The following is a 15,231-nucleotide window of genomic DNA, read 5'->3' as shown; positions in this document are numbered from 1 at the left end:
TCGATTTCATGCCCCTGATCCAGCCCGTCGTTGGCGCTGCTCCCTCGCAGCCCGCCTTGCCCGCCGCGCCCCGGCGCCCGCTGCGCAGCCTGCTGCGCTTCGTGCTGGGGCTGCTGTTCGTGGTGTCGAGCTTAGTGCTGACGGCCTGGTTGACTCTTCACTGGGGGATTCTGCCCCGAATCGAGCAATGGCGCCCGCAGATCGAGGCGCAGGCCAGCAAGGCACTGGGCGTGCCGGTGCGCATCGGGCGCATTTCGGCCGGCAGCAGCGGCTGGGTGCCGAGTTTCGAGTTCAACGACGTGACCCTGCTCGATGCGCAGCAGCGCCCCGCCCTGCAGCTGCCGCGGGTGCTGGCATCGATCTCACCGCAGTCGGTGCTGGCCTTCGAGCTGCGCTTCGAACAGTTGCTCATCGAGGGCGCGCAACTCGAGATCCGGCGCAACGCGGCGGGCCGGGTGTTCGTCGCCGGGCTGGACATCGGCGCCGGCAACGCCGACAAGAGCGACGACACCACGCTGCGCGACTGGTTCTTCCGCCAGCATGAATTCATCATCCGCGACGGCAGCCTGTACTGGACCGACGAGCTGCGCGACGCGCCCACGCTGGCGCTGACCAACGTGCAGTTCGCCCTGCGCAACAGCCTGTTGCATCATGAGTTGCGCCTGGATGCCACGCCCGACGATCCCTGGGGCGAGCGTTTCAACCTGCGCGGCCGCTTCTCGCAGCCGCTGCTGGCACGCGCGGGCGACATCAAGCGCTGGAGCGGCACCGCCTTCGTCGACATGCCGCGCATGGATGTTCACGAGCTGCGCCGCTACGTCGACCTGCCCTTCGAGCTGACGCAGGGCGACGGCGCGCTGCGCGCCTGGATCGAGCTCGCCGAAGGCCGCCCGAGCAGCGGCACGGTGGATCTGGCGTTGCGCGCGGTGGCGCTGCGCCTGGCGAAGAACGTCGAGCCGCTGGTGTTCGAGCAGGTCGAGGGCCGGCTGGTCGCCAAGCAGGACGACGAAGGCGTGTCGATCGCGCTGCAGCGCTTCGGTTTCCTCACCGGCGACGGCGTGCGCTGGCCACAGGGCGATCTCGCGCTGTCGTGGCGGCAACGCGAGGGCCAGCCGGTCAGCGCCGGCCAGTTCAGCGCCCAGCGGCTCGACCTCGACGTGATGGCGCAGGTGGCCACCCGCGTGCCGCTGGGCGAGGCGCTGCGGCAACTGCTCGCCGAGCTCAACCCGCAGGGCGTGGTGACCGGGTTGGACGCGAGCTGGACCGGCCCGCTGGACGCTCCGGTGCGCTACCAGGCCAAGGCCTTGTTCAGCGGGTTGTCGCTGGCCGCGAAGCCCGCGCCGGAGCCGAACGCCGTGGGCCGACCCGGTCTGCGCAATGCCTCGCTGCAGGTCAGTGCCACCGAGACGGGCGGCCAGGCGCAGCTCAACCTCACTTCCGGCGCGCTGGAGTTTCCGGGCGTGTTCGACCAAGCCTTGGTGCCGTTCGACACCCTGGCCGCGCAGCTCGGCTGGAAGATCGAGCACGGCGCGGCCGGAGCGCCGCCCCGGGTCAGCGTGCAGGTCAAGGACGGCCGCTTCGCCAATCCCGATGCGCAAGGCGAGCTGAGCGGCAGCTGGTCCACCGGTCCCGGCCAAGGGGCTCGCCAGGGCGGGCGCCTGCCGGGCCAGATCGAGCTCAACGGGCGCATCGTGCGCGGCGATGCCGCCAAGATCGCGCGCTACCTGCCCTTGCACATGGCGCAAACGCGCCAGTACCTCGGCCGCGCGCTGCGCAGCGGCGCCGTGCAGGAGGCGAGCTTCCGCGTCAAGGGCGACCTGTGGGACTTTCCCTTCTTCACGGCCAAGTCGCCCAAGGACGGCGAATTCCGCATCGCCGGCCGCGTCAAGGACGCGACCTTCGACTACGTGCCCAGCGAGCCGGCTGTCAACGAGAAGCCGGCCTGGGTGTCGCCGTGGCCGGCCCTCACGCGCGTGGCGGCCGAGGTGATCATCGACCGCGCCAGCCTGGAGATCCGTGACGGCAGTGCGCAGCTCGGCAACGTCGTGCTCAGCGGCGTGCAGGGCGGCGTGCGCAACCTGGCCGATCGCTCGGTGCTTGCGCTGGATGGCAGCGTGCGCGGGCCGCTGACCGAGATGCTGCGCTTCGTGAACGTCACGCCGGTCGGCCAATGGACCGGACAGGCACTCGCACGCGCCACTGCCACTGGCACGGCCGAGCTCAAGCTGGGCCTGTCGCTGCCGCTGTACGACCTGTCGGCGTCCACCGTGAAGGGTGGCATCGCGCTGGCCGGCAACGACGTGCGCATCACGCCCGACACGCCGCTGCTCGGTGGTGCCCGCGCCCGCATCGACTTCACGCACAAGGGCCTGACCGTCAGCGGCGCCAGCGCCAGACTGCTCGGTGGCGACGCCAGCTTCGACGGTTCGATGCAGCCCGACGGCACGCTGCGCTTCAGTGGCCAGGGCACGGCCAGCGCCGAGGGCCTGCGCCGCGCCGGCGAACTCGGGCCACTGTCCCGGCTGGCGAGTTCCTTCACCGGGCAGACACCCTACCGCGCCAGCCTGGCCTTCGTGCACGGTCTGCCCGAGATCAGCATCACCAGCAACCTCGTCGGGCTGGCCTCCGAACTGCCCGCGCCGCTGCGCAAGGCGGCCGAGGTGCCGCTGCCGCTGCGCTACCAGAGCACGCTGGTGCCCGAGTCGCTGCAGGCCGGACAGTCGGCACGCGACACGCTGCGCTTCGAACTCGGCAGCGTGCTGCAGGCGCAGTACGTCCGCGATCTGTCGGGCGACACCCCGCGCGTGCTGCGCGGCGGCATCGGCATCAACGAGCCGGCGCCCACGCCGGCCACTGGCGTGCATGCCAACGCCACGCTCGCCGCGCTGAGCGCCGATGCCTGGGAAGCGGTGTCCGGCCGCATGTTCAATGGGTCTGCGCCGGGCGGCGTCGGCGCTGCAGCCGGCGGCGAAGTGTCCGGCTACCTGCCCGGGCAGATCGCGCTGCGCGCGCAGTCGCTGCAAAGCGGCGCGCGCCAGTTCAACCGCGTCGTCATCGGCGCATCGCAGGGCGACGGCGTCTGGCGCGCCAACGTCGAGGCCGAGCAGTTCGGCGGCTACGTCGAGTACCGGCCGGCCCGGCCCGGCGCAGCGCAGGCGGCCGGGCGGGTCTACGCGCGGCTGGCCAGGCTGTCCTTGCCCAAGAGCGATGCCGATCAGGTCGAGCACCTGCTCGACCAGCAGCAGCCCACCGCCGTGCCCTCGCTGGACATCGTCATCGACGACTTCGAGCTGCGCGGCAAGCGGCTCGGCCGTCTCGAGATCGATGCAGTGAACCGGGTCGTCGGCGAGGGCCGCGACGCGGTACGCGAATGGCGGCTCAACCGCCTCGGCCTGGTCATGCCCGAGGCACAGCTCAGCGGCAGCGGCAACTGGTCCGAGACCGGCGGCACCTTCATGACGGTGCCGGGCGCAGCGGCCAGCGCCCGGCGCCGCTCGGTGCTCAACTTCAAGCTCGACGTGGCCGACGGCGGCGCGCTGCTCGAGCGCCTGGGCACGGGCAAGGCGATGCGCGGCGGCAAGGGCCAGCTCTCGGGCCAGCTGTCGTGGCTCGGCTCGCCGTTGGCGCTGGACTACCCGACGCTGTCGGGCAACGTCGCCGTGGCGCTCGATGCGGGCCAGTTTCTCAAGGCCGAACCGGGCGCGGCGCGGCTGCTCGGCGTGCTCAGCCTGCAGGCGCTGCCGCGGCGGCTGCTGCTGGACTTCCGCGACGTCTTCCAGGAAGGATTCGCCTTCGACAACATCACCGGCGACCTGAAGATCGCCCAGGGCGTGGCGAACACCAACAACCTGCGCATGCGCGGCGTGCAGGCCGTGGTGCTGATGGAGGGGCAGGCCGACATCGCGCGCGAGACGCAGGACCTGCGCGTCATCGTGGTGCCGGAGATCAACGCCGGTACCGCCTCGCTGGCCTATGCGGCGATCAACCCGGCGGTGGGCCTGGGCACCTTCCTCGCGCAGGTGTTCCTGCGCCGCCCGCTCATCCAGGCCGGCACGCGCGAGTTCCACGTCAGCGGCCCGTGGGCTGACCCGAAGGTCGAGAAGGTCGAACGCAAGTTCGGCGACGCCGTGCCCGACGTCGATGCGCCCCTGCCGGCCGCTTCATCGCCCCGTGTCGTGCAATGAAGGAGCCGAAGACCATGAAGATCGCCGCCGTGCAGATGGTCTCGGGCACCGAGGTCGATGCCAACCTCGAGTCGGCGCGGCGCCTGATCGCCACGGCGGCGGCCGAGGGCGCGACGCTGGTCGCGCTGCCGGAGTACTTCTGCTTCATGGGCCGCGCCGACACCGACAAGCTCGCGATCGCCGAGACGCCGGGGCAGGGTCCGATCCAGCGCATGCTGTCCGAGGCGGCGCAGGAGCACGGCGTGTGGCTGATCGGCGGCACGCTGCCGATGAAGAGCCCCGACCCGCAGCGCGTGCTCAACAGCTGCTGCGTCTTCGCGCCCGGCGGCAGCCTGGCTGCGCGCTACGACAAGATCCACCTGTTCCGCTTCGAGCGCGACAGCGGCGGCGTGCGAGAGAGCTACGACGAGGGCCGCGCGATCCTCGCCGGCAGCGAACCAACGGCCTGCGAGGCGGCCGCTCTGCCTGGCAGCGAGCTGCTGCGCGTCGGGCTCAGCGTCTGCTACGACCTGCGCTTCCCCGAGCTGTACCGCGCGCTGATGGCGCCGCCCTGCGACCTGCTGAGCGTGCCCTCGGCCTTCACCTACACCACCGGCCAGGCGCACTGGGAGCTGCTGCTGCGCGCCCGCGCGATCGAGAACCAGTGCTACGTGATCGCGCCGGCGCAGGGTGGCCGCCACGAGAACGGCCGGCGCACCTGGGGCCACAGCATGATCGTCGACCCCTGGGGCGAGGTGCTCGCGGTGCGGCCTGAAGGCGAGGGCGTGGTGCTCGCCGAGCTGGACATGGCGCGCATCGCCGAAGTGCGCGGGCAGTTGCCCGCATTGACGCACCGCCGCTTCTGACGGCGAACCGGTCGGCGCCGGGCTGCCCCAAGCCGACCGGTCACCCGCATGGCGGGTGGCGCCGGTACCCGGCGCCGGGTGCGCCATCTAGTCGGGGCTGATCTCGGCGTACTGCCGTGCCAGGTCGGGCGGCATCGGTGAATCGAGCAGCAGCGAGCTCAGCCGCAGCGCGTCGGCCGCGCCGGGGGCCAGGCCGCCATAGTGGCCGGCCATGGCGGCCGCGACCCAGGTGCGCACCACCTGAGGCCGCTGCATCCACGACATCGCCTGCAGCCCGTTGAGCGCATGCACCAGGGCATCGACGTCGGGGCGCTGCCAGGGCGGCGTCTCGGCCGGCTTGAGCCAGCGCGCCATCACGGCGAAGTACCAGCGCTGGCCTTCGGCCGGGTCGTCGCCGGGCACCATGCGAGCCAGGTGCGCCGTGAAGTGCGCGACGTGCAGCAGTTCGGCGATCGACAGCCGCGACAGTTCGGGGTCGTTGGCCCCGTGCGCAGGGGTCAGCGGGTGTTCGCCGAAGTGGCGTCGCATGGCCAGCCAGAGCAGGCGGTCGATCGGCAGGCCGGGCGGGCCGAGCACGCGCCGGGCCGAACGCAGCAGGGCCTGGCGATCCGCCAGCGGCGCGGCGCCCATGCGCGCCAGAAGCAGCTCGAACCAGGGCAGCCGGGTGCTGGGGCCAAGCTTGCCGATGTCGACACGGATGACCTCGGCCTCGGGGACCAGCACGGTCTCTTCGCGCCAGGTGCGCAGGCGCCCCGGCACCGCAGGCGAAGCCAGCAGCGCGAGCAGCGCCGATTTCAGCCCGCCGACGCCGCGCACCCGGTCGAGCCGCTCGATCGCGGCCAACTCGTCCTCGGTCAGCGGCGGACCGGCCGGTGCAGGCGTGACCTTGCTGTTCATGGAAGCCAACTCACCATGGTCAGAGTGTGCTCGCCTTGCGAAAGCCGAACATCCCGGCAATCACCCAGGTGGGGAACTGGCCGACCGCATGGTTGTAGCCCTGTACCGCCTCGTTGAACTGCCGCCGCGCGAAGGCCAGTGTGGTGTCGCCCTCGGCCAGTGCGGCGGCCAGCGCCGCCTGCGCGTCGTCGGCGCCCTCGGGCGCCGGCAGCCGGGCGCGGGCCTGCGACAGGATCTCCTCGGCCAGCCGCAGGCTGGTCAGCGCCCCGGCGTTGGACGCGCGGCTGCGTGCATGGGTACAGGCGGCTTCGGCCTGCAGGCAGGCCGCGCGCAGCGAATCCAGCAGGGCCGCATCGGCGCCGATCAGCGTATCGGCCCATTGCAGCAGCAGCGCGTGGCGGCCACGGAACTGCTCGTCGACCGCCGCGAAATGGCGCAGCAGCGTGTTGCGCAGGCTGACCATGCGGTTGTAGGCGCCCACCGCCCAGAACAGCAGCACGGCGGCCAGGAGGCCCAGGACGATCGCGTGGCTGCTCATCCGGTGCGCGGCCCAGGGCGAGGCCCTCAGGAATGGACCCAGGCGTTGTAGCCGGCTCGGCGCAGGTCGCAGGCCGGGCACAGCCCGCAGCCGTAGCCCCACTCGTGGCGGCGCGAGCGGTCGCCGACATAGCAGGTGTGGGTGTGTTCGGCCACCAGGTCGATCAGCGCCTCGCCGCCCAGCCGCTCGGTGAGCGACCAGGTCTGCGCCTTGTCGAACCACATCAGCGGCGTCTCGATCGTCATCGGCGTATCCAGGCCGAGGCTGATCGCCACCTGCAGGGCCTTGAGCGTGTTGTCGCGGCAATCAGGGTAGCCGGAGAAATCGGTCTCGCACATGCCGCCGACCAGCGCGTTCAGGCCGCGACGATAGGCCACCGTGCCGGCGAAGGTGAGGAACAGCAGATTGCGGCCCGGCACGAAGGTGTTGGGCAGGCCGTCCTCGTTCATCTCGATCTCGCGCTGGGCGGTCAGCGCCGTCTCGGAGATCTGGCCGAGCAGGGCCAGGTCGAGCATGTGGTCTTCGCCGAGCCGCTTGCCCCACTTCGGGAACTGCGCGCGAAGTTCCGCGATCACCTTCTGGCGGCAGGTCAGCTCGACTGCGTGGCGCTGCCCGTAGCTGAAGCCGATCGTCTCGACCTGCGAAAAGCGCTGCAGGGCCCAGGCCAGGCAGACGGTGGAGTCCTGACCGCCGGAGAACAGCACGAGGGCCTTGCGCGTGTCATCCATCAGCTGCGCACCTCGCCCTGGCCGAGCACCACCCATTTCATCGAGGTGAGCCCCTCCAGGCCGACCGGGCCGCGGGCGTGGAACTTGTCGGTGCTGATGCCGATCTCGGCGCCCAGGCCGTACTCGAAGCCGTCTGCAAAGCGCGTGCTGGCGTTGACCATCACGCTGGCCGAGTCGACCTCGCGCAGGAAGCGCATCGCGTTCGCGTGGCTGTCGGTGAGGATGGCGTCGGTGTGGTGCGAGCCGTAGCGGTTGATGTGGGCGATGGCTTCGTCCAGCGAGACGACCACCTTCACGCTGATGATCGGCGCGAGGTACTCCTCGCTCCAGTCGGCCTCGGTGGCGTCGGCGAGCTTGGCGTTCGCCACCGCCGACAGGATCGCGCGGCCTTTCGCGTCGGTGCGCATCTCCACGCCCTTGGCAGCGAAGATCGCGCCGATGCGCGGCAGGAACGCGCTTGCGACGGCCTCGTGCACCAGCAGCGATTCGGCCGCATTGCAGGGGCTGTACTTCTGCGTCTTGGCGTTGTCGGTGACCTTCAGCGCCAGCTCGAGGTCGGCGCTGGCGTCGACATAGACATGGCAGTTGCCGTCCAGGTGCTTGATCACCGGCACCTTCGCCTCGCGGCTGATGCGCTCGATCAGGCCCTTGCCGCCGCGCGGGATGATCACATCCACCGCCTCGGGCGAGGCGATCAGGTGGCCGACGGCAGCGCGGTCGGTCGTCTGCACCAGCTGCACCGCGTCGGGCGGCAGGCCGGCATCGGCCAGCGCCGACTGCACGATGCGCCACAGCGCCAGGTTGGAATGGATGGCCTCCGAGCCGCCGCGCAGGATGCAGGCATTGCCGCTCTTGATGGCCAGCGAGGCGGCCTCGATGGTCACGTTCGGTCGGCTCTCGTAGATCATGCCGAACACACCCAAAGGCACGCGCATCTGGCCGACGCTGATGCCGCTCGGGCGGCGCCGCAGGTTCGTGATCTCGCCGATCGGGTCGGGCATGGAGGCGATCTGCTCGCAGCCTTCGGCGACGGTGGCGATCACCTTCTCGGTGAGCTTGAGGCGGTCGACCATCGGCTCGGCCAGACCGGCGGCGCGTGCGGCGTGCAGATCCTTCTCGTTGGCGGCCTGCAGTTCGGACACGCCATCGCGCAGTCGGCGCGCGAGCAGCAGCAGCGCGGCGTTCTTGGAGGCGGTCGAGGCGGCGGCCATCGTCGTGGCCGCGGCACGCGCAGCCACGCCCATGTGGGCGATGGTGGCCTGCAGGTCGTCGGAGCTCATGGCTCGATTATCCCGGAACAGGTCAGCCCAGCCAGGCCAGCACAGCCAGCCAGACCGAGGCCGTCATCACGAAACCCAGCGTGGAGAACACGATGGCGGCCGTGGCCTCGGCCTCCAGCGTCTCGTAGCGCTGCGAGAAGATCAGCGCGTTGCTGCCCACCGGCAGCGCCGCCATCATCACCACCACGGCCAGCGGCAGGCCGCTCAGTCCGAAGCCCCAGTGCGCCATCGCCAGCACCATGGCCGGCAGCACCATCAGCTTGAGCACGCTGATGACCACTGCGCCGCGCGCTGCACCCTTGACGCCGTAGTAGGCCAGCGACATGCCGATCAGCACCAGGCACAGCGGCACGACGGCCTGCGCCAGCGTGGCGAGGATCTCGTCGGCCACGGTGGGCAGCGGCAGGCCGGCCAGGTTCCACGCCAGCCCGGCGATCACTGGCAGCACCACCGGATGGACGATGGTGTTGCGCAGCGTCCGGCCGAGCGTCTTGAGCAGGTGCGCATTCGAGTGGCCGGCCGTGCGCCGCGCCCGCGCCAGGTCGAGCTCGACCAGCGCGGTAAGCACGGTCAGAAGCGTCATCGCGTGCAGGCTCACCAGGGCCACGTGGATGGCCAGGCCGGCCTCGCCGAACAGCGCCGCCGCGAACGGGATGCCCACCTGCACCGAGTTGCCGAAGGTGGCCGAGATGGCGCGCACGCTGGGAGCGGCGGCGGGCAGCGAACCATGGCGGTTGGCGCGCCGCTCCCACAGGTAGACGCCGATCAGCAGCGTGAGCACGGGCACGAAGAAGGCGATCACCGTGCCCCAGGGCATGGCCTGCAGGTCGATGCGCGCGGTGGTGCGGAACAGCAGCGCCGGCACGAAGATGTAGTAGGCGGCGTTGGCCAGGGTGCGCGCCGGATCGTTCTGGCCCAGCCAGCCCGCCTTGCCAACGACCCAGCCCAGCGCCACCACCACGAAGATGGCCACCAGCTTGAAGAAGACGAGCGTCGACATGCGCGGCGAGTATGGGCCAGCCGGCGCCGGAGATGACGCTCGGTCGAGTCGCTACAGCTCTGCGCGGCGCGGCATGTCGGCGCCGCGGCGCGAACAGGTGATGGCGGCGGCGCGCGCCGCGAAGCCCAGCGCTTCCCCGAGCGCATCCTTCGACAGCGCCGTCAGGGCCGGCGCGGACAGCGCGTCGCGCTCGGCCAGCCAGGTCAGCAGCGCGGCCTGGAAGGTGTCGCCGGCGCCGACGGTGTCGATCACCTGCACCGCCACCGGCGGCACGTCGACGCGCCCTGCGGCCGTCCAGCCGCTGGCGCCTTCGCCGCCGCGCGTCACGACGACGAGCTTCGCGCCCTGCGCCAGCGCGCGCGCCGCGAAGTCCGCCGGCTCGACGCCGGGCCAGACCAGGCGCAGGTCCTCGTCGCTCACCTTGAGAAGCTGCGTGCGCGGCAGCATCCAGTCGATCTGCGTGCGCCACACGTCGAGCGAAGGCTCGACGTTCAGGCGGATGTTCGGATCGTAGGCAATCAGGGCACGGCCCTGCTCGCGTTCGACCAGCATGCGCTGCGTGGCCGCCGTCTCGCCCACGACAGTGGCATAGGAGCCGAAGTTGATGGCCCGGATGCCCGCGGGCAGGGCGACCAGCGCGTCGCTGCTCAGCAACCGGTCGGCGCAGCCCTCGCCGTAGAAGGAATACGAGGGCACGCCCTTCGGGTCGAGGCCGATCAGGCTCAGCGTGGTCGGCGCATCGGAGCGCTGCACCGTGGCGGTCTGCACACCCTCGGTGGCCAGTGCGCGCATCAGCCGCTCGCCGAGGAAGCCGCGCGACACCTGCGACAGGAAGCACACCGGCTGTGCCAGCCGCGCCAGGCCCACGGCCACGTTGAAGGGCGAGCCGCCGACGCGGGCGTCCATCGCCATGCCGGTGGGCGTGTCGCCGGTGGCGAACACGTCGAAGAGGGCTTCTCCACAGACCACGAACATCGTCTTCTCCTGGGGCGGTCGGGACCGGCGCGCCGCCGGACTGGAGCGCGAGCATCCCGCAAGGCGCCGCCGCGAGCATCCGGGTTTTCCATTAATCAATCAACTTGATTTATTAATCGACGTCGCCGAGAATTCACTCAACCCGGAACCCCGGGCCGCGCGGCGCCACAGAGTGCCGACTGCCGAACCCAAACCCACGCAGACGAACTGCCCAGGAGACTCTCGATGCAACTCAAGCACGCCACCCTGCTCGCCGCCCTGATGGCCGCCGGCCTCGCCCAGGCCCAGTCGCAACCCGTCATCGGCCTGATCACCAAGACCGAGACCAACCCCTTCTTCGTGAAGATGAAGGAAGGCGCGACCGAGGCCGCCAAGGCCAAGGGCGCCAAGCTGCTGTCGGGCGCGGGCAAGGCCGACGGAGACAACGCCGGGCAGGTGACCGCGATGGAGAACATGATCGCCGCCGGCGCCAAGACCATCCTGATCACCCCGAGCGACTCGAAGGCCATCATCCCGGCCATCAAGAAGGCGCAGGAAAAGGGCGTGCAGGTCATCGCGCTGGACAGCCCGACCGACCCGGCCGAGGCCACCGATGCCCTCTTCGCCACCGACAACTACAAGGCCGGCGTGCTGATCGGCCAGTACGCCAAGGCGGCGATGGGCGGCAAGCCGGTGAAGATCGCCACGCTCGACCTTTTCCCCGGCCACCCGGTCGGCGCGCAGCGCCACAACGGTTTCCTGCAGGGCTTCGGCCTGCAGAGCTTCGACGCCAAGAACAACGAGCTCGCCAAGCCGGCCGAGGTGGTCTGCATGGCCGACAGCTTCGGTGACCGCGCCAAGGGCCAGACGGCGATGGAGAACTGCCTGCAGAAGAACCCGGACATCAACCTCGTCTACACGATCAACGAGCCGGCCGCCGCCGGTGCCTTCAACGCACTGCAGAAGGCCGGCAAGGACAAGGGCGTGATGATCGTGTCGGTGGACGGCGGCTGCGATGGCGTGAAGGACGTGGCCGCGGGCAAGATCGCCGCGACTTCCCAGCAGTACCCGCTGAAGATGGCGTCGATGGGCGTCGAGGCCGGCGTCGAGTACGCCAAGAGCGGCAAGAAGGTCAAGGCCGGCTACACCGACACCGGTGTCACGCTGATCGCCAGCAAGCCGGTGGCCGGTGTCGACAGCAAGGACACCAAGGTCGGCATGGACCTGTGCTGGGGCAAGAAGTAATCTCCCCACGATCCTGAAGTCTCCGGGTGGCGGCGCCCGGCGCGTCGACCGCGCCGGGGCCGGGCCGCCGCATCCCTCACCCAGGAAGGACCCACGTGGACACCCTGAAGAGCAAACTGCCGCCGATCGGCCAGCTCGGCCCGTTCATCGCGCTGCTCATCGCCTGCGTCATCTTCGGCCTGACCACCGACCGGTTCTTCAGCGGCGAGAACTTCTCTCTGATCCTGCAGCAGGTGATGGTCGTCGGCGTGATCGCGATCGGCCAGACCCTGATCATCCTGACTGCGGGCATCGACCTGTCGTGCGGGATGATCATGGCGCTGGGCAGCATCGTCATGACCAAGATCGCTGCGGACCTCGGACTGCCGGCGCCGGTGGCCATCCTGGCCGGCATCGGCGTCACGACGCTGTTCGGACTGCTCAACGGCCTGCTGGTCACGCGCGTCAAGCTGCCGCCGTTCATCGTCACGCTGGGCGTGTTCAACATCGCCTTCGCGATCACCCAGCTCTACTCCGGCTCGCAGACCGTCACCGAGGTGCCGGCCCTGATGACCTGGCTGGGCGGTACCTTTCCGCTGGGCGGCGCCAACGTCGCCTACGGCACCGTGCTGATGATCCTGCTCTACCTCGGCGTGTGGTTCTGGCTGCGCGAGACGCCGTCGGGCCGCCACGTCTACGCGGTGGGCAACAACCCCGAGGCGACAAGGCTGGTGGGCATCCCGCCCGAGCGCGTGATCCTCGGCGTGTACGCGCTGTCGGGCGTCTTCTACGGCATCGCCTCGCTGCTGGCGGTGGCCCGCACCGGCGTGGGCGACCCGAACGCCGGGCAGACCGAGGCGCTCGACGCCATCACCGCGGTCGTGCTCGGCGGCACAAGCCTGTTCGGCGGCCGCGGTGTGGTGCTCGGCTCGCTGATCGGTGCGGTGGTCGTCGGCGTGCTGCGCAACGGACTCACGCTGATGGGCGTCTCCTCCGTCTACCAGGTGCTGATCACCGGCATCCTCGTGATCCTGGCGGTCACCGTCGATCAACTCTCGCGCAAGGGAGGCCGCTGATGGCATCCGCACCGATCGTCATGCAGGCCAGGGGCCTGGTGAAGCGCTACGGCCAGGTCACCGCGCTGGACGGCGCCGACTTCGAGTTGCGTGCCGGCGAGATCCTCGCCGTCATCGGCGACAACGGCGCCGGCAAGTCCTCGCTGATCAAGTGCCTGTCGGGAGCCACCATCCCCGACGAAGGCGAGATCCAGCTCGACGGCAAGACCATCCACTTCAAGGGCCCGATCGACGCGCGCCGCGAAGGCATCGAGACGGTCTACCAGGATCTGGCCGTGGCCCCGGCGATGACCATCGCCGAGAACCTCTTCCTCGGCCGCGAGATCCGCCGCGAGGGCTTCGCCGGCAACGTGCTGCGCATGCTCGACAAGAAGAAGATGCTCGAGATCAGCATCGCCCGCATGAACGATCTCAAAGTCGGTATCCGCTCGATGACGCAGGCGGTCGAGACGCTGTCCGGCGGCCAGCGCCAGTGCGTGGCCGTGGCTCGTGCCGCGGCCTTCGCCGAGCACGTGGTCATCCTCGACGAGCCGACCGCGGCACTGGGCGTCAAGGAGGGCAACATGGTGCTCGAGCTGATCCGCCGTGTGCGCGACAAGGGCCTGCCGGTGATCCTGATCTCGCACAACATGCCCCATGTGTTCGAGATCGCCGACCGCATCCACGTGGCCCGCCTGGGCCGCCGCGCCGCGGTGCTGAACCCGAAGAAGATCAGCATGAGCGACACTGTGGCGGTGATGACCGGCGCGATGCCGCCCGAACAGATTCCCGCCGAGTGCCTGGCTCACTGATGCCGTTGCCATGCTGAAGAACATCGACCCGCTGCTGAGCCCCGAACTGCTGAAGGTGCTCGCCGAGATGGGCCATGGCGACGAGATCGTGCTGGCCGACGCCAACTTCACCGCGGCCTCGCTGGCCGCTGGCAAGACGCTGATCCGCCTGCCCGGCGTGGGGGTGCAGCGCACGGCCGAGGCGGTGCTCTCGCTGCTGCCGCTGGACGACATGGTGCGTTGCCCGGTCGCCTTCATGCAGGTGGGCGGCGAGCCGGACGGCTACCGCTCGGCCGTGCAGCGCGAGGTGATCGTGAGCATCGGCACGACGAGCGGCGCACGGCCCGATCAGTGCGAGGCGATGGAGCGCTTCGCGTTCTACGAGCGCGTGCGCAGCGCCTTCGCGGTGGTGCAGACCGGCGAGTTGCAGGGCTGGGCGAACTTCATCTTCAAGAAGGGCGTGATCGCCGAGGCGTTGAGGGCCTGACATGCAACGCAGTACGCCCGGCCATGACACGAAGCTGAGGCCGCGCGGCTCGAACCACGTCGGCATGCGCCAGTTCAACGAGCGCGTGGTGCTGCAGGCGATCCGCCTGCACGGCAGCCTGCCCAAGGCGGAGATCGCGCGGCTCACGCACCTTACCGCGCAGACGGTGCAGATCATCATCGCGCGGCTCGAGGCCGATGGCCTGGTGCGCAAGCTCGAGCCGGTGCGCGGCAAGGTCGGCCAGCCCTCGGTCCCGATGGCGCTGAACCCCGAGGGTGCCTTCTCCATCGGCATCAAGATCGGACGGCGCAGCATGGACATGCTGCTCGTGGACTTCGGCGGGCAGGTGCGCGAGCGTCTGAGCCTGAGCTACGACTTCCCCGACCCCGATACGCTGTTCGACGCCATCGACGAGCGGCTGCGCCAGCTGCGCCAGACGCTGCCCGCCGCGCTGCGCGAGCGGCTGCACGGCGTGGGCATTGCAGCGCCGCTGTCGCTGGGCGGCTGGCAGGAGCTGCTGGGCATCGCGCCGGGCAAGGCGGCCAAGTGGGCGGCCATCGACATCCGCGAGCGCGTGATGTCGATGACCGAGCTGCCGGTGGTGTTCGTCAAGGACACCGCCGCCGCCTGCGTGGCGGAGCTCGTGGCCGGGCGCGGCCGCAGCATCCGGAGTTTTCTCTACGTCTTCGTCGACACCTTCATCGGCGGTGGCCTGGTGCTCGACAGCCACCTGCGCGGCGGCGTCAGCGGCAACGCCGGAGCGGTGGGCTCGATGCCTCTGGGCCTGGCGCACGGCGATGCGAGCAGCCGCCCGGCGCAGCTGCTCAGCGTGGCCTCGCTGTTCAACCTTGAATCGCTCTACCTTGCCAAGGGTCTGGAGGCCGCCGCCGCGGTCGACGGGCGTGCGCTGCAGCCGCCCTGGCTCGCGCAGACCGAGACCTGGCTGCGCGAAGCGGCGCCGGCCATCGCGCTGACGATCAACAGCGCGGCCTGCCTGCTCGACCTCGAGGGCGTGATCATCGACGGCTCCTTCGACCCCACCTTGCGTGCGCGGCTGATCGCCGCCGTCGAGCCGGCGCTGGACCGCCACAGCTGGGAGGGCGTGGCGCGGCCCGCGCTGCTGGCCGGCACGATCGGCTCCGACGCCCGCGCCATCGGTGGCGCACTGCTACCGCTGTACGCCAACTTCGCGCCCGACCGCGACCTCTTCCTGAAGCTCGAGGCCTGATTGGTACGACGAGTCGGCCC

General features: G+C 70.3%; 13 protein-coding genes. 7 read left to right on the top strand and 6 right to left on the bottom strand.

The annotated features are described in order from the left end of the window. Positions 1 to 56 precede the first annotated feature (56 nt). Together HZ992_RS21635 and HZ992_RS21630 are read left to right on the top strand one after the other, a co-directional pair. Positions 57 to 4,184 (top strand): YhdP family protein, encoded by a 4,128-nt coding sequence (locus HZ992_RS21635; protein WP_209383859.1) that lies wholly within the window; start codon positions 57 to 59, stop codon positions 4,182 to 4,184. A 14-nt stretch (positions 4,185 to 4,198) separates the two neighbouring features. Then, the gene (locus tag HZ992_RS21630) at positions 4,199 to 5,029 is read left to right on the top strand and encodes a carbon-nitrogen hydrolase family protein (RefSeq protein WP_209383858.1); all 831 of its coding nucleotides are present in this window, start codon (positions 4,199 to 4,201) and stop codon (positions 5,027 to 5,029) included. Positions 5,030 to 5,116: 87 nt separating this feature from the next. Here the strand turns inward: HZ992_RS21630 and HZ992_RS21625 are convergent, their stop codons facing one another. The 6 genes from HZ992_RS21625 to HZ992_RS21600 are packed head-to-tail and all read right to left on the bottom strand — an operon-like array spanning position 5,117 to position 10,447. After that, positions 5,117 to 5,926, bottom strand: coding sequence for a hypothetical protein (locus HZ992_RS21625; protein WP_209383857.1), 810 nt, complete (start codon positions 5,924 to 5,926; stop codon positions 5,117 to 5,119). 19 nt (positions 5,927 to 5,945) lie between these two features. Next, positions 5,946 to 6,464: a LemA family protein gene (locus tag HZ992_RS21620; RefSeq protein ID WP_209383856.1), complete on the bottom strand. Its 519-nt coding sequence runs from the start codon at positions 6,462 to 6,464 to the stop codon at positions 5,946 to 5,948. 26 nt (positions 6,465 to 6,490) lie between these two features. After that, positions 6,491 to 7,192: a 7-cyano-7-deazaguanine synthase QueC gene (gene queC, locus HZ992_RS21615; protein WP_209383855.1), complete on the bottom strand. Its 702-nt coding sequence runs from the start codon at positions 7,190 to 7,192 to the stop codon at positions 6,491 to 6,493. Continuing rightward, complete coding sequence (locus HZ992_RS21610; protein WP_209383854.1) at positions 7,192 to 8,472, bottom strand: glutamate-5-semialdehyde dehydrogenase; 1,281 nt, start codon at positions 8,470 to 8,472, stop codon at positions 7,192 to 7,194. The genes queC and HZ992_RS21610 overlap by 1 nt, the downstream gene beginning before the upstream one ends. 22 nt (positions 8,473 to 8,494) lie before the next feature. Further along, positions 8,495 to 9,472 carry an AEC family transporter gene (locus tag HZ992_RS21605; protein WP_209383853.1) on the bottom strand — a complete coding sequence of 326 codons (978 nt, stop codon included), beginning with the start codon at positions 9,470 to 9,472 and terminating at the stop codon, positions 8,495 to 8,497. A 51-nt stretch (positions 9,473 to 9,523) separates the two neighbouring features. After that, positions 9,524 to 10,447 carry a carbohydrate kinase family protein gene (locus tag HZ992_RS21600; protein ID WP_209383852.1) on the bottom strand — a complete coding sequence of 308 codons (924 nt, stop codon included), beginning with the start codon at positions 10,445 to 10,447 and terminating at the stop codon, positions 9,524 to 9,526. A 225-nt stretch (positions 10,448 to 10,672) separates the two neighbouring features. Between HZ992_RS21600 and HZ992_RS21595 the strand changes: the two genes are divergently transcribed. The 5 genes from HZ992_RS21595 (at position 10,673) to HZ992_RS21575 (ending at position 15,211) form a co-directional block, all read left to right on the top strand. Then, the gene (locus tag HZ992_RS21595) at positions 10,673 to 11,671 is read left to right on the top strand and encodes a sugar ABC transporter substrate-binding protein (protein WP_209383851.1); all 999 of its coding nucleotides are present in this window, start codon (positions 10,673 to 10,675) and stop codon (positions 11,669 to 11,671) included. 95 nt (positions 11,672 to 11,766) lie between these two features. Then, positions 11,767 to 12,726, top strand: coding sequence for an ABC transporter permease (locus HZ992_RS21590; protein ID WP_209383850.1), 960 nt, complete (start codon positions 11,767 to 11,769; stop codon positions 12,724 to 12,726). Next, positions 12,726 to 13,517: an ATP-binding cassette domain-containing protein gene (locus HZ992_RS21585; RefSeq protein WP_209383849.1), complete on the top strand. Its 792-nt coding sequence runs from the start codon at positions 12,726 to 12,728 to the stop codon at positions 13,515 to 13,517. Before HZ992_RS21590 ends, HZ992_RS21585 begins: the two co-directional genes overlap by 1 nt. Positions 13,518 to 13,527: 10 nt before the next feature. Beyond that, a complete protein-coding gene (locus HZ992_RS21580) occupies positions 13,528 to 13,983 on the top strand; it encodes an RbsD/FucU family protein (protein WP_209383848.1) in 456 nt (151 codons plus the stop codon). 1 nt (position 13,984) lies between these two features. Continuing rightward, positions 13,985 to 15,211, top strand: a complete 1,227-nt coding sequence (locus HZ992_RS21575; RefSeq protein ID WP_209383847.1) for an ROK family transcriptional regulator — start codon at positions 13,985 to 13,987, stop codon at positions 15,209 to 15,211. The last annotated feature ends 20 nt before the right edge of the window (positions 15,212 to 15,231 follow it).

The sequence above is a fragment of the Rhizobacter sp. AJA081-3 genome (assembly GCF_017795745.1).
Lineage (GTDB): Bacteria > Pseudomonadota > Gammaproteobacteria > Burkholderiales > Burkholderiaceae_C > Piscinibacter.
Note: the sequence above shows the minus strand (reverse complement) of the source record. Positions and strands in the feature narration are given on the sequence as shown.